Genomic DNA, 25,999 nt, shown 5'->3' on the forward strand with positions numbered 1-25,999 from the left:
ATTTGGGTTTTGCTGCTTACTGATAATGTTGTCACGAAAAGTGAGGGTGACTGCATGGATAAATTACTTGAGCGTTTTTTACAGTACGTATCGCTGGATACCCAATCTAAGCCGGGTGTCCGCCAGGTGCCAAGCACCGAAGGGCAGTGGAAGCTGTTGCAGCTGTTAAAAAACCAGCTGGAGGAGTTGGGGCTCGTTAACGTGACCTTAAGTGAAAAAGGGACGGTAATGGGCACGCTACCTGCGAATGTGAGCGGTGATATTCCTGCCATTGGCTTTATTTCCCATGTCGATACCTCACCGGATTTTAGCGGTAAAAACGTCAATCCGCAGATTGTTGAGAATTATCGGGGCGGTGATATCGCCCTTGGCGTCGGTGACGAAGTGCTGTCGCCGGTGATGTTCCCGGTATTACACCAGTTGCTCGGCCAGACCCTGATCACCACCGACGGCAAAACGCTGCTGGGGGCTGATGACAAAGCGGGCGTTGCCGAGATCATGACCGCGCTGGCGGTGCTGAAGAACAACAACGTGCCGCACGGCGATATCCGCGTGGCCTTTACCCCCGATGAAGAGGTGGGCAAAGGGGCGAAGCATTTTGACGTTGAGGCGTTCGATGCCCGCTGGGCCTACACCGTCGATGGCGGTGGCGTGGGTGAGCTGGAGTTCGAGAACTTCAATGCGGCATCGGTGAATATCCGTATCGTCGGCAACAACGTCCACCCGGGCACCGCGAAAGGGGTGATGGTGAACGCGCTGTCGCTGGCGGCGCGCATTCATGCCGAAGTCCCGGAAGATGAAAGCCCGGAAAAAACCGAAGGCTATGAGGGCTTCTACCACCTCACCAGCATCAAAGGGACGGTGGACCGCGCGGATATGCACTACATCATCCGTGATTTCAACCGCGAAGGGTTTGAAGCGCGCAAACGCAAGATGATGGATATCGCGAAAAAGGTGGGCAAAGGACTCCACCCGGACTGCTACATTGAGCTGGTCATCGAAGACAGCTATTACAATATGCATGAAAAGGTGATCGAGCATCCCTACATCCTTGAGGTGGCACAGCAGGCGATGCGCGACTGCGACGTCGAGCCGCAGCTCAAGCCGATCCGCGGCGGCACAGATGGCGCGCAGCTCTCCTTTATGGGGCTGCCGTGCCCCAATCTGTTCACCGGAGGCTATAACTATCACGGCAAGCATGAGTTCGTGACCCTCGAGGGGATGGAAAAAGCGGTGCAGGTGATTGTGCGGATTGCGGAGCTCACCGCAAAACAATAGTCGCCGTTTGACGCCGGGTGGCGGCTACGCCTTACCCGGCCTACGGGTGCGATTTTGTAGGCCCGGTAAGCGAAGCGCCACCGGGCGTTGTCACAGACGACGTTGTAGGCCGGGCAAACGCAGTGCCGCCCGGCAACCCACAAACGACTCAGTCCTCGAAGAACCAGTACCCGCTGTTCACCAGCGCGGCCATCATCGCGAGGAACGACGGATCGTCCAGCGCATCGCCGAAATGATCGGCAGTCAGCACCATATGGCTGGCAAGGGCCTCCAGCGCTGGACGGTGCGGGGAATCCAGCTGCTCGCCATTGACATACACCGCTTCGCCAATGCGTAACACCCGCAATCCACCCAGACGTGCCAGCTTGTCGCCCTGCTGAAGCGCATCATAGATTTCATCCGGCTGATACGGCGGCTCTGGCAGGGAGACGTCCAGCTCGTGACGGGACTGGCTGATAAACTCCCCGAACCACTGATTGAAATGTTCCGGCTGATTGATCATCTCCAGCATCATTCCGCGCAGCTGATCCAGCTCCTGCGGCAGAATATCGGCCGGATGTTCGCGGGAAGGGACCGCCGGATCGCTGAAGCGGTGGCTGCCCAGTTCACGCTGCAGAACATAGTCGGCAAACCCGCTGATCATCTCGCGACCGCTTGGGGCACGGAAACCGACTGAATAGTTCATCGAGTTCTCAAGGGAGTAGCCCTCGTGCGGGAAGCCCGGTGGAATATAGAGAATATCGCCCGGCTCCAGCTCTTCGTCGATGATGCCGACAAACGGATCGACCTGCAGCAGGTCGGGGTGCGGACAGTGCTGTTTCATCGGCACCTTTTCACCCACGCGCCAGCGGCGGCGGCCGGTACCCTGGATGATAAACACATCGTACTGGTCCAGATGCGGGCCAACGCCGCCCCCGGGCACAGAGAAGGAGATCATCAGATCGTCCATCCGCCAGTCGGGCAGGGCGCGGAATGGCAGCATCAGGGCTGCGGCGGGCTGGTGCCAGTGGTTAACTGCCTGCACCAGTAACGACCAGTTGCTCTCGCCAAGGTGGTCGTAGCTTTCAAACGGGCCGTGGCTCACCTGCCATTTACCGTCCTGATGGCTGACGAGACGACTGTCGACCTCGCTCTCCATGGCCAGGCCAGCCAGCTCATCGGGAGAGATCGGATCGACGAAGTTGGCGATGCCGCGTTTCAGGACAACCGGACGTTTTTGCCAGTAACGTTCGATAAAGTCGGGCCAGTTAAGAGCTAATTGATAATCCATATTTATATTCCGCAGGCTTTTAATGACTCGGATTATAACGGAAGCTCGGCAGCCTGCGTGTGAGAATCACGCTTTTTTCACCCTGGGGTTTAACTATCGTCGCTTGTCAGATGCTGACGACCAAAAATTGCCTCCATTCGGGCACCGCCCAGCAGGCTGTCGCTGGTTTCGATTCTGCCGCCATACTGCTCCACAATGTCCCGGGCGACCGAAAGGCCGACCCCCTGACCGGGGCGCAAGGTGTCGGCGCGCTGGCCGCGATCGAAGACCTGGTCACGTTTGCCCTGAGGGATCCCGGGGCCATCATCCTCAACGATAATATGCAGCTGGTCCTCTCCCTGACGGGCGGAGACTTCAACAAACTCCAGGCAATATTTACAGGCGTTATCCAGCAGGTTGCCCATCACTTCCATAAAGTCATTTTTTTCGCCGACGAAGCTGATTTCCGGGGAGATATCGAGGGTGATGTTCACCCCCTTGCGCTGGTAAACTTTGTTCAACGCCGAAGTCAGACTGTCGAGCAGCGGGGCGACGGGGTGCAGCTCCCGGCTCAGCAGGGTGCTGCCGGTGCGCATGCTGGCCCGGTGCAGGTAGTAACCAATCTGCTGGGAGATACGGCTGATCTGCTCCAGCATCACGGGTTCTGCTTCTTCGGCGCTCAGCTTGGCGCTGCGCAGGGATCGCATCGTGCTCTGCATGACCGCCAGCGGGGTTTTCAGGCTGTGGGTCAGATCGGTGAGGGTGGTGCGGTACTTATCGTAACGTTCGCGCTCGCTTTTCAGCAGCCGGTTAAGATTGCGCACCAGGCTGGTGAGTTCCCGGGTAGTGTTCGGGTCGAGTTTTTCACGGTGATGTTCTTCCAGCTCGCGCACCTCTTTCGCCAGCGACTCGATAGGGCGCAGGCTCCACCAGGCGGCCAGCCAGAGCAGGGGGATCACCAGCAGCAGGTTGGCGGCGAGCACGTAGACGAACCAGTTCCACACCATATAGGAACGTTTAAGCTCAACCGGAATGGTGTCGATGACCACAATCGTCAGCTGGGGCATCTGGAGGGTTGCGGGGTAGATATTTACCGCCACCGAGTGGGTCAGCTCGCTGTCGTCGTCATCTTCGCGGATCTCGGCCAGCTCCCGCTGCATGTTCCGGTCGTTACCGACCAGCACGCTGGTGGCATCAACATTGGCTTCCAGCTCATGAAAGCCGTTGGCTCTTAACCACTCCGGGCGGATGCTTTTAATCAGCCACGGCACGTCGCGCTGGGCCCAAAGCAGCTTGCCTTTTTCATCATAAATCAGCGACATGGTCGGGCTCTGGCGATCCAGATGCTCCGGCATATCGATGCTAATTTTATTGTCTTCCCATCTGGCGAGAGTATAGAAGAGATTGCTTTCGCCACGCAGCAGGCGGAAGGTGGTTTTGTCGAAACTGACGCTGTAGCCCACCAGCGCGACCATGCCGTAGGCCAGGGAGAGCACCAGCACCACTACTGCTGTCGCCAGCAGGAATCGAAACCGCAGCGACAGCGGCAGAAAGTGACGCAGGAGATTTTTCATTTAGCGTAATTCGAAAAGATAGCCCTGCCCGCGCACGGTGGTGATGACATCCTCCGGGTACTGCGCCTGAATTTTTTTACGCAGACGACCCATCAGAACATCGATGGTGTGGCTTTCGCGCAGCTCCGCGTCAGGGTAGAGCTGGAGCATCAGGGAATCTTTACTCACCACCTTGCCGCTGTTACGGATCAGCGTCTCCATAATGGTGTACTCAAAAGCCGTCAGCTTAATCACCTCGTCATTTATCGCCAGTTCGCGACGGGAGAGATCGACCTGAAACGGCGGAATGGAGATCACCTGCGAGGCCAGACCGCTGTTGCGGCGCATCAACGCCTGCATGCGGGCGGCAACCTCTTCAATATGGAAAGGTTTAGTGACGTAGTCATCGGCACCGGCGCTGAGCACTTCAACCTTATCCTGCCAGCCTTCGCGGGCGGTTAAAACCAGCACCGGCAAAGAGACATCGTGGCTGCGCCAGCGGCGGATCAGCGACAGACCATCTTCATCAGGCAGACCCAGGTCAACGATGGCGATATCGGGCAGATGTTCATTGAGATAGTAATCGGCTTCTTTGGCATCTTCAGCATCATCCACCTGATGCCCCATCTCCTGAAGCTGAACTTTCAGGTGATGACGTAGCAACGCATTATCCTCAACAACCAGTACGCGCATCATCGCTTCTCCCTAATATGAATGGTCAGAGTAGTTTAACGCTGATTATGTTGCGGCGGGGATAAACATTTCGTAAACCGGGGGAAAGGAACCCTCTTTCCGGGCGGAAAGAGGGTAAAAAGCGTTATTTCAGCTCATCAACCATAGCAATGGCGCGACCGATGTAGTTTGCCGGAGTCATCGCTTTCAGACGGGTTTTCTCCTCTTCTGGCAGGGCCAGACCGTCGATAAACTGCTTCATGCCTTCGGCATCGACGCGCTTGCCGCGGGTCAGCTCTTTCAGTTTTTCGTACGGCTTCTCAATACCATAGCGACGCATTACGGTCTGGATTGGCTCCGCCAGCACTTCCCAGTTGTGATCCAGTTCGTCGAGCAGACGCTCGCGGTTCACTTCCAGCTTGCTCACACCCTTCAGGGTAGACTGATACGCAATCAGCGCGTAGCCGATGCCCACGCCCAGGTTACGCAGCACGGTGGAGTCGGTCAGGTCGCGCTGCCAGCGGGAAACCGGCAGTTTGCTGGCCATGTGCTGTAGCAGCGCGTTTGCCAGACCCAGGTTGCCTTCGGAGTTTTCGAAGTCGATTGGGTTGACCTTGTGCGGCATGGTGGATGAACCGATTTCACCGGCGATGGTCTTCTGCTTGAAGTGGTTCAGGGCGATGTAACCCCAGATGTCGCGGTCGAAGTCGATCAGAATGGTGTTGAAGCGCGCGATGCAGTCAAACAGCTCGGCAATGTAATCGTGCGGCTCAATCTGGGTGGTGTACGGGTTCCACTGGATCCCCAGAGAGGTGACAAACTCTTCGCTGAACTGGTGCCAGTCCACTTCCGGGTAGGCTGCGATGTGAGCGTTATAGTTACCCACGGCGCCGTTGATTTTACCGAGGATCTCCACCTGCTCAAGCTGGCGGTACTGACGCTCCATACGGTAGGCGGCGTTCGCCATCTCTTTGCCGATGGTGGAAGGGGTTGCAGGCTGGCCGTGGGTACGGGAGAGCAGGGGGATATCGCGATACTCTACTGCCAGGGCTTTCACCGCATCGATGATTTTGCGCCAGTATGGCAGCACCACTTCTTCACGCGCGGTAGAGAGCATCAGCGCGTGGGAGAGGTTGTTGATATCTTCTGAGGTACAGGCGAAGTGAATAAATTCTGATACCGCGTGCAGGGCCGGGACGCTTGCCACTTTCTCTTTCAGGAAATATTCAACCGCCTTCACGTCGTGGTTGGTGGTGCGCTCAATAGTCTTAATGCGCGCGGCATCTTCTTCATTAAACTCTGCGACGATTTTATCGAGGTAATCGTTTGCCTGGCTGTCAAAAGCAGGAACTTCCTTGATTGCTGCCTGCGCGGCCAGCTTTTGCAGCCAGCGTACTTCAACCTGTACGCGGAATTTCAGCAGACCATATTCGCTGAAGATCCCGCGCAGCGCGCTGACTTTATCGCCGTAGCGTCCATCGACAGGGGAAACGGCGGTCAGTGAGGATAATTCCATAGTTCGCAACTCCGGGAGGTTAACAATGAGCAAGAATTTGTTTTGCCTGAGTAGTCAGGCGATTACGAGAAAACATTAGCTGCAGGCGGCCACCGCCGACCTGTTGCCACAGTACCGCGGCACGAATACCGGCGAGCAGGGAGGCGCGTACTTTGGCCTGCACCTGTGGGCTTTGCAATACGGCAGGGGAGCCGGTCACCTGGATACGCGGCCCCAGTGGGCTGATAACATCCACATAGATGCCCGCCATGGCGCTGAGTAAGGTGTCGGACTGCAGCTCGAAATGTTCCAGCTGGCGCTGCAGGCCGGTAATGCGCTCACCGAGGGTATCCATCGCCCCTTTGGCGGCATTCAGCTTACGCTCCAGCACCATCATGCTGAGGGTATAACGCGTCAGTTCGGCGTTAAGCCCCTGACGGTTGCTGGCATTTAACACGCCGAGCAAGGTTTCCAGACCGAGACGAAGATTCGCTTCGCTACCACCAAACACGCCGAGGGTTGAACTGGGGTTCAGATCCACGACGCTGTTGAGCGAAACGTGCAGCGCGTCAGCATCGCAGTGACCCTGATGCGCCAGCTGTTGCACCAGACGGGCAGACTGGCAAATTCCCGCCAGCGCCAGGGTGATGTCATAATAGTTCTTCGCCACACTTGCTCCTTTCTGTGTGTTATCGCATTAAACCGCGGTCAGCGGCAGGCGTTGTTCGATGATACCGCCGCCAAGGCAGATTTCACCGCTGTAGAAGACAGCAGACTGACCCGGGGTCACGGCGGCGACCGGCTCGTCGAAACGCACTTCAATGCGTTCGTCATCAAGCGCAGTCACGGTGCAGGGGATATCGGTCTGACGGTAGCGGGTTTTCACCGTGCAGCGCAGCGTGCCTTTCAGCGGCTCGCGGTCGACCCAGTGCAGCTGTTGGGCAATCAGCCCGACGGACATCAGACGCGGATGGTCATGACCCTGGGCCACAATCAGAATATTGTTTTCGACATCTTTATCGACAACGTACCACGGATCTTCGCTACCCTCTTTGATACCGCCGATACCGAGGCCCTTACGCTGGCCCAGGGTGTGATACATCAACCCCTGATGCTCGCCGATGGTATCGCCATCTACGCTCACGATCTTACCCGGCTGGGCAGGGAGATAGCGGCCCAGGAACTCACGGAATTTGCGCTCGCCAATAAAGCAGATACCGGTTGAGTCTTTTTTCTTCGCGGTAATCAGATCCAGCTCTTCGGCGATTTTACGCACTTCTGGTTTTTCCAGCTCACCCACCGGGAACAGGCTCTGGGCAATCTGTTCGTGGCCGAGGGTATAGAGGAAGTAGCTCTGATCTTTGTTACCGTCGAGCCCGCGCAGCAGCTGGCTTTTGCCGTCGACATCCGCGCGGCGCACGTAGTGGCCGGTGGCGATGTAGTCAGCACCCAGATCTTCTGCGGCAAATTCGAGGAAGGCTTTAAATTTGATCTCTTTGTTGCAGAGAATATCCGGGTTCGGCGTGCGGCCGGCTTTATATTCAGCCAGGAAATGTTCGAACACGTTATCCCAGTACTCTGCGGCAAAATTGACGGTATGCAGCTCAATGCCGAGCTTGTCGCAGACCGCCTGCGCATCAGCCAGATCCGCAGCGGCAGTGCAGTATTCCTCGCCATCGTCCTCTTCCCAGTTCTTCATGAACAGGCCTTCAACCTTATAGCCCTGTTGCAGCAACAGCCAGGCAGAGACGGAAGAATCGACGCCGCCGGACATGCCGACGATCACTTTTTTTTGGCTTTCAGACATTGGAATACTCACGACATTGAACTTCAAGGCGGCGTATTCTATCACGCGCCCCCGGCATTGACACCCTCTGTAAACGGCCAGTTAAATTCTCCGATCGTCTCCAGCGGCAAGCGCTGGCCGGAAAGGTAGCTGCGAATGCTCTCGGCAACCAGCGGCGAGCGCAGATGGGGCGCGGTCAGAATGGTGTCGGCATCCACCCACAGGCAGCGATCGATGTCGCTGTCATGCGGCTCGGTGGCGCAGGTTTCGCCCAGCTCAATGGCGAAAAGAAAGCGCAGAAACGGCGTCTTGTCCGGCGCGATCCACTGATGTAAACGGATGAAATGCTGAGGCTCGGCATCAATACCGGTCTCTTCCCACAGCTCGCGCCGCGCGGCCTGAGCCAGCGTCTCATCGGCTTCAAGATGACCCGCAGGCTGGTTCCATAACGCTTTGCCGTTAATGGTCTCTTCCACCACTAAAAATTTGCCCCGGGCGTGTACAACCGTGGCCACCGTGACGTGCGGCTTAAACATGATGCTCTCCTTGAACGGTAACATCCCGCCATTCACCGTTGGCGAGAGAATCCAGCGTGTAACTGCCCATCGCATAGCGAATCAGGCGTAAGGTCGGATGCCCGACATGGGCCGTCATACGACGCACCTGGCGGTTGCGGCCTTCATAAAGGGTGACTTTGATCCAGGATACGGGAATGGATTTACGCTCGCGGATCGGCGGATTGCGCGGCCAGAGCCACTCTGGCTCATTCACCAGCTCAATGCCCGCGGGCAGGGTAGGGCCGTCGTTCAGCGTCACGCCGTTACGCAATGCCGCCAGCGCCTCTTCATCCGGGACGCCTTCCACCTGCACATAGTAGATTTTGCCGGTGCGTTTACCGGGCTGGGTTAGCCTGGCCTGCAGTTCACCGTCGTTGGTGAGGACCATCAGCCCTTCGCTGTCGCGATCGAGCCGGCCTGCGGCATAAACCCCCTGGACGGGGATGTAATCTTTCAGGGTGCTGCGCCCGGCTTCGTCGGTAAACTGCGGCAGGACATCGTAAGGTTTATTGAACACGATCACGCGTGTTGCCGCGCGTGGCTTACGCGGTCTGGTGGCTTGTCGTGTGCTGAATCGTTCAACCCGGTGATTTCTAAAAGAAGTTTTTTGCATGGTATTTTCAGACGTTATCAATTGCCGCATTATAGCCTAATAACGAATGGCTTTCATGGCGCCAGACATTCAGGTACTATCGGTGGGCTCATTACAAATTATTAACATAAGATCAGTAACAACCAGAAGCGCTCGAAGGAGAGGTTAATGGAAAGCAAAGTAGTAGTTCCGGCGGAAGGTAAAAAGATCACCCTGCAAGACGGTAAGCTGAACGTCCCACACAATCCGATTATCCCGTTCATCGAAGGTGACGGTATCGGTGTTGACGTCACCCCAGCGATGCTGAAAGTGGTGGATGCCGCTGTTGAGAAGGCCTATAAAGGCGAGCGTAAAATTTCCTGGATGGAAATTTACACCGGTGAAAAATCTACCCACGTTTATGGCCAGGACGTCTGGCTGCCAGCCGAGACGCTGGATCTGATCCGTGACTACCGCGTTGCCATCAAAGGCCCGCTGACGACTCCGGTTGGTGGCGGTATTCGCTCCCTGAACGTTGCGCTGCGTCAGGAACTTGACCTGTACGTCTGCCTGCGCCCGGTACGTTACTATCAGGGCACGCCAAGCCCGGTTAAACACCCGGAACTGACCGACATGGTTATCTTCCGTGAGAACTCCGAAGATATCTACGCGGGTATCGAGTGGAAAGCCGACTCTGCCGAAGCAGAGAAAGTGATCAAATTCCTGCGCGAAGAGATGGGCGTGAAGAAGATTCGCTTCCCGGAACATTGCGGTATCGGTATCAAACCGTGCTCCGAAGAAGGCACCAAGCGCCTGGTCCGTGCAGCGATTGAGTACGCGATCACCAACGACCGTGACTCTGTGACCCTCGTGCACAAAGGCAACATCATGAAGTTCACCGAAGGTTCCTTCAAAGACTGGGGATACCAGCTGGCGGCGGAAGAGTTCGGTGGTGAGCTGATTGACGGCGGCCCATGGCAGAAGATCAAGAACCCGAACACCGGCAAAGAGATCATCATTAAAGATGTGATCGCCGATGCGTTCCTGCAGCAGATCCTGCTGCGTCCGGCGGAATACGACGTTATCGCCTGTATGAACCTGAACGGTGACTACATCTCCGACGCCCTGGCGGCGCAGGTTGGCGGCATCGGTATCGCACCTGGCGCGAACATCGGCGACGAGTGCGCCCTGTTCGAAGCGACCCACGGTACCGCACCGAAGTATGCTGGTCAGGACAAAGTGAACCCGGGCTCCATCATCCTGTCCGCAGAGATGATGCTGCGTCACATGGAATGGTTCGAAGCCGCAGACCTGATCGTTAAAGGTATGGAAGGCGCGATTAACGCCAAAACCGTAACTTACGATTTCGAACGTCTGATGGAAGGCGCTAAGCTGTTGAAATGTTCAGAGTTTGGTGACGCAATCATCGAAAACATGTAATCCTGTTTTCGGGTTGTATGTGAACGGGAGCCTGTTGGTTCCCGTTTTTTATTATTAGTTTTCGAACGGTTATCAAAAGTTTATCAAAACAAGTTATCAAAACCCCACCCCAAAATCCTATATCGCGATTGTCGTCCAGTCCTTCCCACGGTCATCATGATAGCCATCAGTCTGCTGCTGGGACCTATGCCCAAGAAGCTCTTTCGTGTTCACACCCTGCGCTTTATATAACCTTTCCGCTAAAGAACGCTGCTCGTGAAAAGTAGACGGCGTCTTGCCTTCTTCCAGTGGTATCTCTGCTTTGTCACGGGCCTTGCTGAAATTTGTGGTCAGCGTATTGGATCTAACCTGCGAGCCACGTTCCGCTTGAGAGGTGGCTCTGAAAAAATGAACCAGATAAGGGCTGACGGCATAATCCCTGCATCGAGAAATTATATCCCGCAAACTCCAGTTTATTGCGTTGAGACGAAGCGATAGAGGGATGGCAATTTTGCTCCCTGTCTTTTCCTGCAGTACGTGCAGGTGATCATCCCAGACATCGCTAAACTTCATATTGGAAATATCACCGAGGCGCTGGCCCGTCACCAATGCCAGCAGCATTGCATTCCCCATATATTGATGGGTACTGTCCGCAATATCGAAAATGCGCTGCCATTCCTCCAGACTCAGGCGCTGGCGGGTGATTTTTCGGCGGGGCTTTTTGGTCGCTGAGGCAGGATCGTAACCCGGAGGAACCTCACCCGCATGCTGCGCTTCTTTAAAAATATCAACCAACACTGTCCGAACTACTTGGGCCATTCGCGGCTGACCGGCTGTGACGTACTCATCGAGCAATTGCGCGATATCGCGGACATCCACTGATGGCAGCAACTTCATTCCGACACGCTCTCGCAACAACGAAACCGGCTTGCTTTTCTGTTTGAACGTGTTCAGCTTGATATCGCCCGTCACCAGACGCTCTTCCTGAATTTTCCAGTATCGGTCGAGCCATGTTGATACCGTGATCGCCTTACCTTTGCTGGTGGCGATCCTGTCGCTGATCGCCAGAATTTGCCGGGTCCTCTGTTCTGCCAGGCGCTCGTTTGCTTCCGTGGCGATCGCTACAGCTTCGGCCTCATCAGTGCCTAACGCATGGAATTTGCCAGTGACTGGATGTTTATAGCGCCAGTAAACCTTATTCACCTTCCTGCTGTAGAGGGGGTAAAGGTTCGGAACGGATACATTGTTTTTACGTGGTCTGGCAGCCATCGTTCAAAATCCTTTGCAGCAATATGGAGTCGTTTTTCTTAACTACCGGCGCGGTCAATTCACCTACCAGTTCAGCATCTTCACGAACACGCCATAAGCGGCCCTGCTTCATAGCTGGTGGAGAGAACTGATTCTGCTTCGCATATCGTCGAAGTGTCGACACGCTTGGAGGGTTGCTTCTGTATTTTTCAGCGGCCCATTCTTCGAGAGTTAACATCTGGATCATATGCTTTACCTCATAATGGCCCAGAAACGGGCCATTGGCTGAAAAACTGAAATCAGATTGCTGTCAGGCGCTGCCAGATAGCTGATACGTATTTGACCTGGTGGCGGGCGTCGGCCAGGGCATTGTGTTGATCGCCTTCAAAAGGGATGTCGTAGCGCGAGTTCAACCCAACAGCTTTGCCCAGTTCGACGACGGTACGCACATCCCGATAGTTCCAGTGCGGGATCGGGAAGGGCGTATCGGCCAGCTCGAAAGCGGCTTCCAGAAACGAGCAATCGAACGAACAGCCATTCCCCCAGAGCTGAACATTCTTCGAGCCGTTAGCCGCGTTTTCAGCAATGAAGTCGAGAAATTGCTCCAGCGCTTCCACCAGACCGACCGTATCATCCACCACGATTGCAGATCGGGCTTCCGGCGATTGCTTCAGCCACCAGAGGATGGTACTGGCGTCCGGTCTGGCCCCGAATGACATCGACGATTCAAGGTTGATCACCTGATAGTATTCAGCACCGGTTTCCCCGCTGGCCGGGTCAAAGAATATCGCCCCCATAGAAACAATCGGCGCGCCCGGCTTTTTGCCCATTGTCTCGAGATCCACCATCAGGTGCGTGAACATGGTTTCCGAATTTACGGAATCAGGCTCGAACACTTCCAGCTCATCTTTCAGTCCCGCCTCCATTACCGCATAGGTTGCATCGCCAGCCACGGCACCACAGTCAGGGCAACCGCCGCCACCTTCGGTACCACAGCCAGTGCAGATAGTTCCCGCCACGGCATCTGTTTGCGCAGCAGCTGCATCAGCGCCTTCGCTTGGTGAAACCGCATCACTATTTTCTCCTTCCGCCGGGTTAGTCTCTTCCATCTGCACATCGCTGGTGGTCTCCTCATTAACCGGTGAACGGTCATCATTTTCTGGTTGTTTTTCGTTCATCAGGCCTTCGATGGAGAACACGCCGCCGCCGAGGTTCGCGACCTGTGGCTGGCTGGATAACGCTGCTTTTTCCGCTTCAATCTTCTCGTTAATTTCTTTTTCCCAGCTCACTTCAGGGGTGTGGCGCGCCGCCGCCAGCATTTCCGCTGAAGGATTCTCGTGGTCGGTTTCGGTCAGGTTCGCGTTGATGTATACGGCAAGACGCCTAGGCTGTTTGTAGTGCTCAGGGTGAGCACTTCGGATAAGCGCGAAGATGGCTGCGCGTGAATAGTTCAGAACGCCAGGCGTTGCGCGCAAAGCTTCAGACCATTCTTTAAACGGACTGTCTTTCGCTGCGACGATAGCCTTCCCCTGGCGGAAAACATCACTTGGGATGTCGTAAATATTGAAATCCGCTGGCAGCGTTGCCAAAGCAATCTCAGTATCGAGCCCGTCAAAGTCGGGTTTGTAGTTAGGGTTGCGATCGGTTTTTCCGCCGCCGCCCGGCTGTGTTGATGGCACCTCAGGTTCAGCAGCTGGCGCAGGCAGTGGCAGCAACTCAGTTGCAGCATTGAATTCAGCCGTCATCGTCTGGTTAACGAACTCCAGATGAGCAACCGGGTTCAGGTGGATTTTCACTGGCGCGATGCGCACCAGGTTGAAGATGGCCGCGCGGTTCACTGCCAGAATGCCAGGCTGGTTGCGCAGGATTTTGCTCCATGATTTCCATGGCTCTTCTTTGTTCGCGACGATATCTTTGCCACGGCGCGCGATGCTGCCCGGGATTTCCCGATGGTTAAAGTCCATCGACAGCAGGGCGCAGGCGATCTCTAGATCGAGGGTATCCAGGGTATGGTGTGCGTCAGCGCCGCGATCAGTGACATACCCGCCATCGGCATTGGTTCCGGCGTCAGTGCGCTGTACGTTGTTGATGCGGTTGCCGGCGGCCCATTCGCGCGTCAGGATCCCGCGGTCAATGTGCTCGGTGCTGAACCACGCTTTGAAGAACTGGATGACGACAGACAGCTCTGTGCGTTTTCCATCAACTGGGAAGATGGTTTTCAGAGCACTGACCACTTTCCAGATGTCGGGCTCATGTGCTTTCTTGAAGCCATCAACATTTTCGGCGGCCAGAATCATGTTCTGCACGTAGCTGTTGTCCACATCTAGCTCGAGCTTCAGAATGGTTTTCTTCTGCTCTTCGTCGACGTGGTAGAAATACTGCTTGTCGGCGATGTACTGCGCCAGAAGACGCTGACGGAAAGGCAGGGTGGCGACGGTCGTTAATACCGGGAGTTCACGTTCGCGGAACTCCCTCACTGCATCACAGACATTCTCGGAGGTGGTGCCCACATCGTCTTCCGCAGTAGCCGGGAGCTTTCCACTCTTCCAGTCATCAACCAGCTGATTGCGATCGCCAGCTTCGGCTTCAATCCAGCTCGACATGAAGGTGGCCAGTAGCGCGGGTTCGTGTTCATTATCCTGCGGGAAGACGTCTTTGACGGCCTGCACCAGTTTCCACTCGGCATGCAGGCTGAGTTCGCTCACATCAGGAACATCATTTTTGGTCTGCAGCAGGTTCTGGAAGTAAACAATTCCCTCATCCATCACCAATTCAGTAGCGACTATCAGCTGCTCCTGGCTGATCTCCGAATGGTATTTGTCGCCCAGCAAATGGACGGCGTAGCGGACAGCGGGGGTGCGATTTTCAAGCAGAGAAGTGTTGCCCGCATCAACGGTATCAGTGGAGGTTTCCGTCGTGGCGGGGAGGCCCGCATCGCTGGTGGTGGTAATCGTGCTGGCCGGGGCGATGGTGGTTTCACCATGATCCGCGGCACCGGGGATTACGTTCCAGGTGCGCTGGTCGTCGGCCAGGGCGTAGCGCTTACAGAACTCAAAGCAGACGGAACCTTCCTCTGGCAGATCGTTAATAACTGGCATGTCGGTGCGGATAGGCTTGGAGTAGTCCTTACCGCGGCCAGTTTCGATGCCAGCATCTTCCAACGCAACATCGAGCGTCAGGGCGGCGCGCGCTTCGCTTTTCGCAGTGAACCAAATCACTGCATCTTGCTTACCTGATTTCTGGGTTGCCTTAATCTGATAAAAAAATTCCATGGTGGAGCCTCTTTTGGGTGTAAGATACCCAACAGCTAATGAGCGCTGCTTAGGTATTGGTCATTGGTCAAAACTCGATTCCGGAAAGCTTTGGTCGGCTGACCGGGTACTGAACCCGCCTTGCGCGGGTTTTGTGCTTACTGGGAGCTGGTTTTGTTTACCAGCTGGGAGACAAGTACGCTTTCCAGCGCATCAAGCACCGGGTCGAACGCGGTGTTCGACGGGATCTTGCTCACTGCGCGGATTACTGCGGAAACTGAGATATCACCTTCACTCAGACTGTAACCACCACCGGGCCCTCTGTGTGAGGTTACAAGGTTGCCGCTGCGCAGCCGCTTGAAGATTTGCTCCAGGTAGGAAACCGAGAGCTTCATTTCTTTACTCAGCGTGGCCAGCGGAACTGGTGTGCCGCAGTAGATTCTGTCCAGAACAGCAACAGCCTGGACGGATGCCATCACTCTTTTCATTCCAAATTCCATAATGGATCCCTTCAGGGCCAGTCAGGCCATTGGTAAAAACTCGATTAAAAATGTAACGCTGGCTGTTGGTCGGCAGCCGATTTGTACGGGTAACACTGTCCTTTCACGTGCTGCTCTACGGCAGCTGCTTCACAAACCACCTCGGTCTTATAAACCCCGAGCATGATGTCTGAGCATTCCCCGGTGAGGGCGCAGACGGTAATGATTAAGGCGAAGAGCGAGCTCATGCGTTGAGCTCTGGATTACCTTTCTGCGCCATGAAGTAGCAGAACTTGCGGATCAGAACTTCAATGATATTGAGGCGAATAGCCTGCTGTCTTACGGGGTTACGTGCGTAGTCGATCATGGTTATCTCCTTGTTACCCTTTGCGTCTGGCCGACGGAACGGTAAAGCCTGCTGCGCGATAGTTTTTGTCATCTCATCCGGTGTTTCATATGCCGCCGGCAGCTACTACGTGGGCGTCCTGCCTGGATGACTTGTTGGGATGGGTGAATTATTATCGAATTAATCGATAATAGTCAAATTAAATTGATAGGTGGGGGCGTAAAAAAGCGGTAGGTCAGAATTAGCCTACTATAGCGGAACAGAGGAGCGTTGAAGGATTACTTGGCTGGAGGGATCAGATTTCTTTTTTGTAAATAAGAGGTTGCGAAATCATCAAGTTCCTTAAGGCGAAGCTCTATCATCCTGATTATTTTTTCTTTTTCATCGTCGGTAGGAAGTTCTTCAAAAACCTCAATAAGTTTAGATTGCAACTCAGTCGCTGGTTTAAGTGAAGGCTTTGGCGCCCATGGATCAAGGTCCTCTTTAGGCTCGTTATCTTCCATAAAGAACCAGGAAATCGGATACCCCGTGGCAGCGGGAAGGCGGTTCAAAATTTCAGAGCGAGGCAATATGTCGGAGTTACACCAACCATTAACAGATTGAGCTTTAACGCCAAGCCTGCGTGCCAGCTCAGATTGGGATATCCCGAGCTCATTAATCGCTTTTAGTAATCTCTTTCCGAAGTTCATCTCTTTATCCATTCAGATACTTAAAACCAATTATACAGATTTTTTCTGTAGTCTCTCTTATCGAAATAATTTGACGTTATCGATTAAATTTGATTTATTGGCCTTCATCGATACCAACTGAGATGAACCAATGAACACATCTATTCAAAAAAAGCTCTTAAGCGTCTGCAGCCAGGCTGAACTTGGGCGCCGGATGAAGAGAAGGGCCCAGACAGTAAACGGCTGGTTTAAAAATAAAATCCCTGGAGAACTGGTTCTCAAAGTGAGCGAGGTAGTGAATTTCAAAGTAACTCCTCACGAGTTGCGCCCTGATCTGTATCCAAACCCCACCGATGGTTTACCTCAAAAGGATGCCTGACCATGCACTCGGTAACTTTTCAACATATTAACCAGCAGAACGCCGCTCCGCTGAAATCGAAAAATCATTATGAACCTCGCCGCAGAGACAACTTACGCCGCCAGTCTATCTTGGCAGCTGTTCGTGAATGGGAGCTCAATCTTCCCGGGCAGGCGCAGGACGTTATTACGCAGCTGGTGGCCGAACAGTGGGCTCGGGAGGGTGGCAGAGGGATAACAGTGAACAAGCAGAACCTCTATCGCTACCTGAAAAACGAAACCAACTCCAGCAAGTACACGGCTCACGTCATGCAGCTCGCAAACGCGATCAGTTTGGCAATGCCCATTGAGATCGCCAGAAAGCATGGCCTTCGACAGGGTAAAACCGATATCGAGCTGGTGGCCGATGCAATAAAAGAGACCGGCGAGCATCACCAGGCAAAGTTGCTGGGTCTGCCGAACGCGAAACAAGCGAAGGAGGGCTTTGAAAACCTCCTTGCCAACGCTGCATTGTTACCAGGAGAGCTTGCTGGCGTGATGATCGCCCACCTTCAGGCCCTAGCCCCACTTTTTACGTAATTGAGTTTTGACCAATGACCATACGACCCGGTACTCCGGGCAACAGGAGTAAACATGGCAGCGCTGCCCTATATGCAACTCTACATTGCTGATTACCTGGCGGACACCATGCATTTGTCTACGGAAGAGCACGGCGCTTACCTGCTGCTGATGTTCAACTACTGGCAGACAGGAAGACCGATCCCTAAAAACAGGCTGGCGAAAATAGCACGGCTGAGCAACGACCGTTGGAGCGCCGTTGAGCCTTCGTTAAAAGAGTTTTTTAACGATAACGGTAGCGAGTGGTCGCAAGAGCGAATTGAGAGGGATCTGGAGGCAGTGAAAACCTCACTCAGTCAGAAGTCCGCAGCAGGAAAAGCGTCAGCGAAGGCGAGAAAGGCCAAAAAAGAAACTGAAGGCCAACGGAATGATAACTGGTGTTCAACGGGCGTTGAATCACCGTTGCAACAGGATGACAACGGAAACCCAACTAATAAAGATACAGATACAGATCTAAAAGAAAACCCAGAGATAGAGGAGCGCGAGCAAAACGAATATTTCCCACCGTTTGGAAAATTCCCGATCACCAACGACTGGATCCCCAGCGCTGATTTCGTAGGACAGGCTGCGCTCTGGGGCATCAACCTCGGTGAACGTCCGGGTTATACCGCTGTAGAGCTGCAGCAGTTCCGTGATTACTGGCAATGCGAGGGGAAAGTAAAACACCACATTCAGTGGGAACAGACCTTTGCGTCCAGTCTGCAAACATCTCGTGCTAAAGCGGCCGCGCAGGCGAAAGGCCAGCGCCGCCAGCCAGCCCTGACAGTATCGACACCTGACACTGCAATACCACCGGGATTCAGGGGGTAACGATGAAAACAACGAATGACATTCTTGGCCGTCTTCAGCGAATGATCCCCGAAGGCATTCAGCCAAAGTTCACAAACGCCTCGGAGTTGATGGCCTGGCAACAGGAGGAAGGACGGAAGAGAGCCGCGGAGCTGGAAAAAGAAAATCAGCGAGCACGCTCTGAGAAGATTTTTGGCCGCTCCGGTATTTGCGATCTGCACCGCAACTGCACTTTCGCGAATTACCAAGTGAGCAACGAAGGTCAGAAGCACGCGCTGACACTGGCGAAGAGTTACGCCCAGAACTTCGGCAGTGGTTTTGCCAGCTTCGTGTTCAGTGGCGGCTGCGGCACCGGGAAAAATCATCTGGCGGCGGCAATAGGCAACTTCTTGCTGCAGCGTGATCACTCTGTTCTGGTGGTGACCGTTCCGGACCTAATGCTGCGCGCGAGGAAATGCTATGACGAAGGCCAGTCCGAGTCTGCATTGCTGGACGACCTTTGCAAAGTCAGTCTGCTGGTGCTGGATGAGGTCGGGGTACAACGCGATACACGAAATGAGTGGGTTTTGCTCAATCAAATTATCGATCGCCGCCTGGCGGCAATGAAACCAGTGGGGGTGCTGACGAACCTGAATTTTGAGGAGTTATCGAAAACCCTAGGTGAGCGGGTAATGGACCGCCTGACCATGGATAACGGGATCTGGGTGAATTTCGCCTGGGGGAGCTACCGCAAAAACGTGAGCCATTTACGGCTTGTGAAATAACTAAACGAGTTTTGACCAATGACCAAACCATTAACCCAGAAAGACCAGGTGGCGATTTTTGTACGCTACCAACCGAACTGCGCCGTCGGCGACGTTTCCGAAGCGCTGGATATGTCAGGCGCAACAGCAGGCAAATTGCTGCGCGAGTTGAGTGACGATGGGGTGATCACCCGATCCCGCAACAGCGTTCAGTACACCTACACGGCGGTGCCGCATGCCGACATTCCTGATGTGATCCTTCCGTGCATGGAGGAGAAAAGCGACCCGATCAAGATGCAAGCTGCCGAGCAGAAGGCGAAGGCGCTGGAAGAAAAGGGGCTGTGGCGCCGCGCTGCAGCGGTGTATTCGGACATGTTTGGCATTGCCTGCAGCTCTGTCGAAGTTTCCCGTATAGCGAAGCGCCGGAAAGAGTGCCTACGCATGGCAGAGAGGGCATAGCCGATGGCAAGCAACAATCTCTGGACAATCATTCGCGCCATCCAGCATGGCGGTGAGATCACCCCGCGTCAGGTCCGGCGGCTGCTGGGTTGCGAAAGCAAAAAGGCCTGTCGCCTGCTCGAGCATCTCGTTTCTGCTGGTGCAGTGAAGAATATCGGCCAGCGCCGCCACCCGGTATACGTCATGGAGCCGGGCGGGGAGACTCGCATTAAGCCAATGGCGGTGGCGCGCCAGCGGCCCAGCATTGCAGACGTATGCCGCCAGAACTGGCAGGGCTATCAGATCCACAAAATTATCGGGAGTGCACGGGCATGAGTGATTCACTGAGCAACAAAGAGCTGGTGGCCGTGGGTCATCAGTTTGCGAAGGCGATGAGCAGCGACACGCCGATCATTGATATGGCGAAGATTGTGTCGCGCCTGGCCGAACGGCTGGACTGCACCAAAGCGGCGCTCCGCGAAAATTTCATCCGAAATTGGCATGGTCTACGTTAAAGTTACAAATGTTTTGAATCATTAGACTGATACCAAGAATTGCCTAACGGGTATAAAAAAACCGGCTGAGTGCCGGTTTTTATTATTCATTGGGGAAATTATGCTGACTCTTCTTCCCTGATGCGATCGATAGCGCTTCGCAGTCGTTGTTTTGAGGCATCATCCCAGTCTTGAGTCTTTTTGCCGATAGGTGCGCATGGGGTTATGTTGCCATTCACCAACATCTGACGAACGTCCGCAACTTCCTGAGCGCTGATCGATACGTGTTGAACATGCGGATTCTTGGTATCCATAATAAGCCCCCTCATCAATAGAGCTCTGTTAACTTCTGAAATTGTTCTCACTGATGTTTCTAAGTTGGTTTTCTTGCTGGTAAAGTCAACAAACCTTACCTCTCCACCAGTGAACGGGTCAAAATTTTTGGCTTCACCTATAGCTGTTTGAGCACAATGTGATGACATCCAATTTTGAGCTGCAATCCCACCGCCGGAGCCTGAGAATACAGCTTGCAAATCCTTCGTCTGAGTACAAGTAGCTGCCAGCATATTGCCTTTGTCAAAAATCACCTCATTGGATGATTTTTTTACGATGTGCAATACAACTGATTGTCCCGTAGGCAAAACCACTGGGGGTTCTTGCTCGGATAAGTCGCCAGACCACCATATCTTCCATAGCTCGATTAAATGGCCATCACCAGCCAGGGTCATAACGAAGTCATTTCTATCTGCGATCTTACCGAAACCAGTATCATCGATATATAAGACGTGTCCAGGATATCCCTTCAGACTTAGATCACAGGACCATCGTGAGTCGCTCGCAACCAATCTATTGATACGGTCATAAACTGTTGTAGTCATTGTAGACCATCTGAGTTCGTCAAAGTTCGTAAATAGTACGCGAAGCGCAAATATTTTCTAATTGATCTTACTTATCGGTAAAGAAGCTTTTCAACTTTATATTTTGTTTCGAAAATCGATGAAATCTAAATATTCTTGGTAATCTCTTTACAGAGACCAAGGACTTACGACCCCAAGCCTTAACTATTCGTGCCCTTAAGGAATTGATCATTCTCATCCATAGGTGTACTGTATAAATATACAGTAATTGCATCGGAGGCTATTATGAAAGTTGAGTTAATCATTGATAGAACTAAACAACTTCCCAAGGGCGCGTTACCAGCTCTGGAAAAAGAGTTGCTTACACGACTGCAGGACAGGTAGGGGATTGCACGTTGTCAGTGCGCCTCGCAGGAGCAGACGAGTTAAGTGTTCGGAGCGGCCAAAAAGAAGCCAAGAAGAGGGTGGAAGTAATCCTCCAGCAGACCTGGAAAAGCGCTGACGACTGGTTCTATTAATTCAGCAAGTAATTAGTTTCCTGGGTGGAGGGGAGGTTTGGTGAAACAAAAAGAAGAGTTTCCAAAAAAGGGTTATGCAGTCATCAGATGTCACGATGGGGTTATCGTTGCACGACTGCACTCATTTCCTGAATGTGACCGTGCGCTGATGTACAGGCGAGGTGATGTGGTGTCGTTTACGCCGCTTCTGGATGATGAGATTGTAGGGTCGCCAACTCTCTTTACGCAGATGCTGGAGCGGGCAGGTTACCGCGTTTCGCTTAATTCTGTTAAACTCCCGTAATAGGCCTGAACAACCTATACCTGCTGCGCCACTGGAGAGATACCATGGCGCAAAAACCTACCAAACAAAAACTTAATCTGGTTCCTTTCGGAATCAGCGGTTTCTTTTTGCCTGCTCACTTAGGGGTGACAGCATGAAGAAAACCAGCTTTATTCACACGCAGCTCACCACAAAAGAAGTGGACGAACTCGAGGCCCGCTATCGCGCTAATGACGTACGGACTGTGCGCAGCCTTGATTTCGATCTCATCCACTGGACACTCACCGCTTATCTGCCGGAGGCAAACAGAGCCCCGCGTCAGGATAAGACCTTCCAGCAAAAGCTCTGGAGGGAAGCGTGAAGACCTACAACATCACCCCGATGGGCAAACCCAGGATGACCAGGGCGGATAAGTGGAAAAAGCGGCCGGAGGTTCTCCGATACCGCGCGTTCTGCGATCTCGTTCGGCTGCTGGGCGTCGAACTGCCGGAAGCAGGAGCACACATTACGTTTATCCTCCCGATGCCTCCGAGTTGGAGCAAGAAGAAGCGCCAGGAGATGGCGGGGAAACCCCATCAGCAGAAACCCGACAAAGATAACCTAGAGAAGGCCCTGATGGATGCCATCTATGCAGATGACGCCCATATCTGGGATTCCCGCGTGACGAAGCGCTGGGGCGAAGAAGGGCAGATCATCATCGGGGAGATCGACTGATGCGCGCCTTGCTGAAACCAGTTATCGCCCGGGAGCTGGGCGTTGTGATGCTGAAACCCGGCCGCGAATTGATGCCCATATTTATCTCAGGGCGCGTGCTGGTGGAGAGCCAGCCTGCCAGCATGGCCAGCTTTGAGACCGGGCGAGTTCCCGATCTGCGGCAGCCGCTGGCGGCCAACCCGGCCCTGCGTCCGTTCTTCCTCCACGAAAAGGTGATCACCGCTGCTGGTGGGTTGGCTGGCCTGGAATACTGGTTGCTGCGCCACGGCGGCGGCTCCTGCCAGTACCAGCACAGCGACTACCACTATCACGAACTGACTACCATGCGGCATGAGCCCGGCGCGATTCTTCTCTGTGGCCACTGCGACAACCAGCTGCGCGAGCAATTCACTGAACGCCTGGCGGAGCTGGCGCGTCAGAACGTCATCGACTGGGTGCTGGACACTGCGCGGTCGGCACTGGCGATCGACAAGTCCCGCGAGATATCCCTGCCTGAGTTGTGCTGGTGGGCTGTTCGTGTCGGTGTCACCGATGCGCTGCCTGAATCCGTTGCCCGCGAGGCATTGCGCCTGCCAGCGGAGAAACAAACGTACCGCGAGAGCGAGATAGTACCGTCGGTTCCGGCTACCAGCATCATCGCTGACAAAGCCCGCGCGCTACCTGCAGCACCTGCAGGCGCACCACCAGCCATTAAGCCAGTCGTTGGCGTACTTGTGGATCCCGAATCCCCACAGACCCTCATGAAGCGGCCAAAGCGGACCCGCTGGGATAAGCCCAAATATCTGGCATGGGTTAAGACGCAGCCCTGTGAGTGCTGCGGCCGGCCGTCAGATGATCCACACCATCTCATCGGCTGGGGTCAGGGAGGCATGGCAACGAAGGCGCACGACAGTCTCGTGATCCCCCTATGCCGCCAGCACCATACCGAACTACATAACGATCCGGTTAAATTCGAGCGCAAGCACGGTACTCAGCCGGAAATGATAATCAGAGTGCTGGACCGGGCCTTTGCGCTCGGCGTTCTGGCTTAAGGAGCAGTACAGGATGACACCACGTCAACGCCGCATTCATCTCGAAGGTCTGGGTAAAGCAGCTGCAGCGCCGAGAAAAAGTTACCTCGGCAAGTTCACGCCATTAACGAGCGTCCAGTCAGCCTGGATTAAATCCTTGCTGACGGTCTGGGGCGAATGCGTCGGCGGTAAAACCCGCGCGCAATACCGTCTGGAGAATTGCAGCCAGTTCTGGTCTGAGGTTAAGCAATCGGAGTGGTCGGACACTCAGCTGTCGCGAATCACCGAGGCGCTGGGGCAGGCGAGGGAAGAGGGGTTCCGTGGCGTGCAAGCGGCATTGCGTGCCCGGTCCATTCTGTGGCCGGTGACACTGTCTGAACTGATCGAAGAGAGCGAGCGCCGCGATGATGCTGACTTTATCGAACAGATCACGCTGGACACCTTCAATCTGCACGACCCGGTGTATCTGGTTGGCCTGCAGTTCTACACCACTCGCAAGAAGATATCCGACATCACCCGTGAATTGCAGCACGTGGCTCCCTGGCTAACTGACGGCGAAGCGCGTAAACGCGTGCGCTGGTGCCTTGAAATCTTCCAGGCAAAGGTCTTTTTGAGCGTACGCCGGCAGATGAAAACTGAGCAAAACTGAGAGGCCAATTAAAATATATTTCAATTTATGTTGAAAACGGGCCAGAAAGATGAATAATTCATTCATGCTTGGCAGAGCTGCGCCACGATGGCAGCGACGAAAAGCCTTTATCAAACAAATTACGAAACCTCGCTCCGGCGGGGTTTTTTATTATTAATAAATAGTAAATAATATGTATCTTTTAAGATGCAAGCCACGTACAGTGCGCGGGTGGTGAATCCCCCTCAGCGGTGGGGCGGCTAGGCAAAACGAGTCGGGTTTGTAAACGCGATTCTGTGGTCTAGCACAGGGTCACCGGGAGGCACCCGGCACCACAACCTCAGTATCATCTATTTCCAGGGCTGTCGATTGGCGGCCTTTTTGTTTTACATGATTCTGGTCTTCATAGTACCGCCGATCTTTTTCGTTCTTACCGAATAAATAAACAGATAAAGTTAGCTTTATTGCAGGAAAGCGATTAGGCTGCGCCTGTGGTGAATCCCCCTAAGCGGTGGGGCGACTAGACTGGGAGGTGAATGACGCGATTCTGTGGTCTAGCATAGAGTCACCGGGAGGCACCCGGCACTACAGTTCCATTACCACAGTTTTTAAGGCTGCCGATTGGCGGCCTTTTTGTTTTACCTGACCCTAACCTGCACAGCACTGCTGGTCTTTTTGTTCATACTGAATATATAAACAGATAAAAATAGCTTTATGGCAGAAAGAAGACTAGGCTGTGCCTGTGATGAATCCCCCTATGCGGCGGGGCGACTAGACTGGCAGGTGAGTAGAACGCGGTTCTGTGGTCTGGCGCAGGATCACCGGGAGGCACCCGGCATCACAACCAGTTCGCAACTACTTTTCCCTTATTTGAAAAGTCATATAATGCCGCTTTGATAAGTTCTATCAGAGTTTGAAGAGGGCGTTATGTATGAAAGAAGGCTTCTATTGGATACAGCACCAAGGGAAGATCCAAGTTGCTTATTACAGCAACGGCGAAACTAAAGACCTTGAAACGGGCCGAACCATAACAGGTATCTGGCATCTAACCCAGGGCGATGACATTTGCGATAACGGAGAAGCAGAAATTTTAGAAGGTCCTTTGCCTCCCCCCGTAACATTGTCGGCCGGCTAGCTAATCGCTAAATCTTGTCATTATTCGAATTCGTTACCTGTATATGACAGTTAGGCAAATTTGGAATAACGATATCTTCTATTGGCATAATCGCATTCAGGTAACCAGGCTTAATTTTCTGCTTACGACTGAAAGGAGCGAATTATGCCAGTTAGCTATGCTGAGTGTATTGAAGCCTGCTATAAATGCGCCGCTGCTTGTGATTATTGCGCTGCTTCATGCCTAAAAGAAGAACAAGTAGATATGATGCGTGAGTGCATAAGTCTCGATATGCAGTGCGCGAATATTTGTCGACTCGCAGCGCAATTTATGACCTTTGATAGTGAATTTGCCAAATCGCTATGCCGGGTCTGCGCAGAAGTCTGTCAGAAATGCGGTGGAGAATGTGGTAAGCACGAAGCAGAACACTGCCAGAAATGCTCTGAAGCTTGTCTTCGTTGCGCAGAAGCCTGCCGCTCGATGGCTTAATGGATCTTGCTTCCAGTTTTCTGCTTGAGCATCGACACTTTAGAATTCTGACAAATTTTTGCTATGGTTAAAAGTCAGGTGGATCCCCCTGTGCGGTGGGGCAGTCCAGTTGATGTAAGTGTAAATATGCCTGCGGCTCGTATAACTGGTAACGAGTCACCGGGAGGCACCCGGCACCTGTCTTTGTATCAATACCTGGGTTTAGTATTGCCTGCTTGCGAAAGCAGGCTTTTTTTATATGCGCTTCGTTAGTAGTGCTATTATTTAATCGTAACCAAGCCATAACCATTAACCGGAGCTCCTGACCGGTCAGTAATGCTGCTCGACACAGTTGCAATACGGATGGTGGCTGGGGAACATGCCTACCTACTTAGATTTAAACTCAGTTAGGCCCGC

General features: G+C 53.8%; 32 protein-coding genes and 1 pseudogene. 17 read left to right on the forward strand and 16 right to left on the reverse strand.

Annotated features, from left to right (window positions below; all coding sequences use genetic code 11):
• Positions 1–54: 54 nt before the first annotated feature.
• Complete coding sequence (gene pepT, locus C3406_RS04490) at positions 55–1,278, forward strand: peptidase T (RefSeq protein WP_103823742.1); 1,224 nt, start codon at positions 55–57, stop codon at positions 1,276–1,278.
• Positions 1,279–1,426: 148 nt separating this feature from the next.
• Here pepT and C3406_RS04495 read toward each other — a convergent pair whose 3' ends face one another.
• The 8 genes from C3406_RS04495 to rluE all read right to left on the reverse strand — a co-directional run bounded on the left by C3406_RS04495 (position 1,427) and on the right by rluE (position 9,233).
• Positions 1,427–2,548: a ribosomal protein uL16 3-hydroxylase gene (locus C3406_RS04495; protein WP_103823743.1), complete on the reverse strand. Its 1,122-nt coding sequence runs from the start codon at positions 2,546–2,548 to the stop codon at positions 1,427–1,429.
• An 89-nt stretch (positions 2,549–2,637) separates the two neighbouring features.
• Complete coding sequence (phoQ, locus tag C3406_RS04500) at positions 2,638–4,101, reverse strand: two-component system sensor histidine kinase PhoQ (protein WP_103823744.1); 1,464 nt, start codon at positions 4,099–4,101, stop codon at positions 2,638–2,640.
• Positions 4,102–4,773: a two-component system response regulator PhoP gene (phoP, locus tag C3406_RS04505; RefSeq protein WP_039028964.1), complete on the reverse strand. Its 672-nt coding sequence runs from the start codon at positions 4,771–4,773 to the stop codon at positions 4,102–4,104.
• Positions 4,774–4,897: 124 nt separating this feature from the next.
• Positions 4,898–6,268 carry an adenylosuccinate lyase gene (gene purB, locus C3406_RS04510; RefSeq protein ID WP_103823745.1) on the reverse strand — a complete coding sequence of 457 codons (1,371 nt, stop codon included), beginning with the start codon at positions 6,266–6,268 and terminating at the stop codon, positions 4,898–4,900.
• Positions 6,269–6,287: 19 nt separating this feature from the next.
• Positions 6,288–6,917, reverse strand: a complete 630-nt coding sequence (hflD, locus tag C3406_RS04515; RefSeq protein ID WP_103823746.1) for a high frequency lysogenization protein HflD — start codon at positions 6,915–6,917, stop codon at positions 6,288–6,290.
• A 27-nt stretch (positions 6,918–6,944) separates the two neighbouring features.
• Positions 6,945–8,054, reverse strand: a complete 1,110-nt coding sequence (gene mnmA, locus C3406_RS04520) for a tRNA 2-thiouridine(34) synthase MnmA (protein ID WP_139157103.1) — start codon at positions 8,052–8,054, stop codon at positions 6,945–6,947.
• A 41-nt stretch (positions 8,055–8,095) separates the two neighbouring features.
• A complete protein-coding gene (locus C3406_RS04525; RefSeq protein WP_103823748.1) occupies positions 8,096–8,569 on the reverse strand; it encodes an NUDIX domain-containing protein in 474 nt (157 codons plus the stop codon).
• Positions 8,562–9,233, reverse strand: coding sequence for a 23S rRNA pseudouridine(2457) synthase RluE (rluE, locus tag C3406_RS04530; protein WP_103823749.1), 672 nt, complete (start codon positions 9,231–9,233; stop codon positions 8,562–8,564). Before rluE ends, C3406_RS04525 begins: the two co-directional genes overlap by 8 nt.
• A gap of 117 nt (positions 9,234–9,350) precedes the next feature.
• Here rluE and icd point away from each other — a divergent pair, with 117 nt between their 5' ends.
• Positions 9,351–10,601: an NADP-dependent isocitrate dehydrogenase gene (gene icd, locus C3406_RS04535; RefSeq protein ID WP_103823750.1), complete on the forward strand. Its 1,251-nt coding sequence runs from the start codon at positions 9,351–9,353 to the stop codon at positions 10,599–10,601.
• Between the two features lie 117 nt (positions 10,602–10,718).
• On the opposite strand, the gene C3406_RS04540 is transcribed toward icd, so the two are convergent.
• The 7 genes from C3406_RS04540 to C3406_RS04565 all read right to left on the reverse strand — a co-directional run bounded on the left by C3406_RS04540 (position 10,719) and on the right by C3406_RS04565 (position 16,605).
• On the reverse strand, positions 10,719–11,849 hold the full coding sequence (locus tag C3406_RS04540; RefSeq protein ID WP_103823751.1) for a phage integrase Arm DNA-binding domain-containing protein: 1,131 nt from the start codon (positions 11,847–11,849) through the stop codon (positions 10,719–10,721).
• A complete protein-coding gene (locus C3406_RS04545; RefSeq protein WP_059359847.1) occupies positions 11,830–12,075 on the reverse strand; it encodes an excisionase in 246 nt (81 codons plus the stop codon). The genes C3406_RS04540 and C3406_RS04545 overlap by 20 nt, the downstream gene beginning before the upstream one ends.
• A 52-nt stretch (positions 12,076–12,127) precedes the next feature.
• A complete protein-coding gene (locus C3406_RS26420) occupies positions 12,128–15,100 on the reverse strand; it encodes a 3'-5' exonuclease (RefSeq protein ID WP_233210532.1) in 2,973 nt (990 codons plus the stop codon).
• Between the two features lie 137 nt (positions 15,101–15,237).
• Positions 15,238–15,579: an Rrf2 family transcriptional regulator gene (locus C3406_RS04555; RefSeq protein WP_199182731.1), complete on the reverse strand. Its 342-nt coding sequence runs from the start codon at positions 15,577–15,579 to the stop codon at positions 15,238–15,240.
• Between the two features lie 44 nt (positions 15,580–15,623).
• Entirely contained in the window at positions 15,624–15,806 is a 183-nt protein-coding gene (locus tag C3406_RS04560) for a DUF1482 family protein (protein WP_103823752.1), read from the reverse strand.
• Complete coding sequence (locus tag C3406_RS26725) at positions 15,803–15,925, reverse strand: hypothetical protein (protein WP_255410189.1); 123 nt, start codon at positions 15,923–15,925, stop codon at positions 15,803–15,805. The genes C3406_RS04560 and C3406_RS26725 overlap by 4 nt, the downstream gene beginning before the upstream one ends.
• Positions 15,926–16,182: 257 nt before the next feature.
• Positions 16,183–16,605 carry a helix-turn-helix domain-containing protein gene (locus C3406_RS04565; protein WP_103823753.1) on the reverse strand — a complete coding sequence of 141 codons (423 nt, stop codon included), beginning with the start codon at positions 16,603–16,605 and terminating at the stop codon, positions 16,183–16,185.
• Between the two features lie 118 nt (positions 16,606–16,723).
• On the opposite strand from C3406_RS04565, the gene C3406_RS04570 reads away from it, so the two are divergent.
• From C3406_RS04570 to C3406_RS04600, 7 genes are read left to right on the forward strand one after another with little or no spacing between them, the layout of a single operon-like run.
• Complete coding sequence (locus C3406_RS04570) at positions 16,724–16,951, forward strand: transcriptional regulator (protein WP_103823754.1); 228 nt, start codon at positions 16,724–16,726, stop codon at positions 16,949–16,951.
• A gap of 2 nt (positions 16,952–16,953) precedes the next feature.
• Entirely contained in the window at positions 16,954–17,508 is a 555-nt protein-coding gene (locus tag C3406_RS04575) for a toxin YdaT family protein (RefSeq protein WP_103823755.1), read from the forward strand.
• A 54-nt stretch (positions 17,509–17,562) separates the two neighbouring features.
• Complete coding sequence (locus tag C3406_RS04580; RefSeq protein WP_103823756.1) at positions 17,563–18,357, forward strand: DUF1376 domain-containing protein; 795 nt, start codon at positions 17,563–17,565, stop codon at positions 18,355–18,357.
• 2 nt (positions 18,358–18,359) lie between these two features.
• Positions 18,360–19,100 (forward strand): ATP-binding protein, encoded by a 741-nt coding sequence (locus C3406_RS04585; protein WP_103823757.1) that lies wholly within the window; start codon positions 18,360–18,362, stop codon positions 19,098–19,100.
• Between the two features lie 18 nt (positions 19,101–19,118).
• A complete protein-coding gene (locus C3406_RS04590; protein ID WP_103823758.1) occupies positions 19,119–19,538 on the forward strand; it encodes a PerC family transcriptional regulator in 420 nt (139 codons plus the stop codon).
• 3 nt (positions 19,539–19,541) lie between these two features.
• On the forward strand, positions 19,542–19,853 hold the full coding sequence (locus C3406_RS04595) for a hypothetical protein (RefSeq protein ID WP_103823759.1): 312 nt from the start codon (positions 19,542–19,544) through the stop codon (positions 19,851–19,853).
• Positions 19,850–20,032, forward strand: a complete 183-nt coding sequence (locus C3406_RS04600; RefSeq protein WP_103823760.1) for a hypothetical protein — start codon at positions 19,850–19,852, stop codon at positions 20,030–20,032. Before C3406_RS04595 ends, C3406_RS04600 begins: the two co-directional genes overlap by 4 nt.
• 98 nt (positions 20,033–20,130) lie before the next feature.
• Here the strand turns inward: C3406_RS04600 and C3406_RS04605 are convergent, their stop codons facing one another.
• Positions 20,131–20,739: a hypothetical protein gene (locus C3406_RS04605; RefSeq protein ID WP_233210533.1), complete on the reverse strand. Its 609-nt coding sequence runs from the start codon at positions 20,737–20,739 to the stop codon at positions 20,131–20,133.
• Positions 20,740–21,153: 414 nt separating this feature from the next.
• On the opposite strand from C3406_RS04605, the pseudogene C3406_RS04610 reads away from it, so the two are divergent.
• From C3406_RS04610 to C3406_RS04645, 8 genes and pseudogenes are all read left to right on the forward strand, one after another.
• Positions 21,154–21,386, forward strand: a pseudogene (locus C3406_RS04610) (DinI-like family protein).
• A 40-nt stretch (positions 21,387–21,426) separates the two neighbouring features.
• Entirely contained in the window at positions 21,427–21,669 is a 243-nt protein-coding gene (locus tag C3406_RS04615) for a hypothetical protein (protein ID WP_103823922.1), read from the forward strand.
• Between the two features lie 133 nt (positions 21,670–21,802).
• On the forward strand, positions 21,803–22,009 hold the full coding sequence (locus C3406_RS04620; protein WP_032651386.1) for a hypothetical protein: 207 nt from the start codon (positions 21,803–21,805) through the stop codon (positions 22,007–22,009).
• On the forward strand, positions 22,006–22,362 hold the full coding sequence (locus C3406_RS04625) for a RusA family crossover junction endodeoxyribonuclease (RefSeq protein WP_233210534.1): 357 nt from the start codon (positions 22,006–22,008) through the stop codon (positions 22,360–22,362). Before C3406_RS04620 ends, C3406_RS04625 begins: the two co-directional genes overlap by 4 nt.
• Positions 22,362–23,393 carry a DUF968 domain-containing protein gene (locus C3406_RS04630; RefSeq protein WP_103823762.1) on the forward strand — a complete coding sequence of 344 codons (1,032 nt, stop codon included), beginning with the start codon at positions 22,362–22,364 and terminating at the stop codon, positions 23,391–23,393. Before C3406_RS04625 ends, C3406_RS04630 begins: the two co-directional genes overlap by 1 nt.
• A gap of 13 nt (positions 23,394–23,406) precedes the next feature.
• Positions 23,407–24,021 (forward strand): hypothetical protein, encoded by a 615-nt coding sequence (locus C3406_RS04635; RefSeq protein ID WP_103823763.1) that lies wholly within the window; start codon positions 23,407–23,409, stop codon positions 24,019–24,021.
• Positions 24,022–24,931: 910 nt separating this feature from the next.
• The gene (locus tag C3406_RS04640; protein ID WP_103823764.1) at positions 24,932–25,135 is read left to right on the forward strand and encodes a hypothetical protein; all 204 of its coding nucleotides are present in this window, start codon (positions 24,932–24,934) and stop codon (positions 25,133–25,135) included.
• A 144-nt stretch (positions 25,136–25,279) separates the two neighbouring features.
• Positions 25,280–25,603 (forward strand): four-helix bundle copper-binding protein, encoded by a 324-nt coding sequence (locus C3406_RS04645; protein ID WP_103823765.1) that lies wholly within the window; start codon positions 25,280–25,282, stop codon positions 25,601–25,603.
• The last annotated feature ends 396 nt before the right edge of the window (positions 25,604–25,999 follow it).

This window comes from Leclercia sp. LSNIH8 (assembly GCF_002920195.1).
In the GTDB taxonomy this organism is placed as follows: domain Bacteria; phylum Pseudomonadota; class Gammaproteobacteria; order Enterobacterales; family Enterobacteriaceae; genus Enterobacter.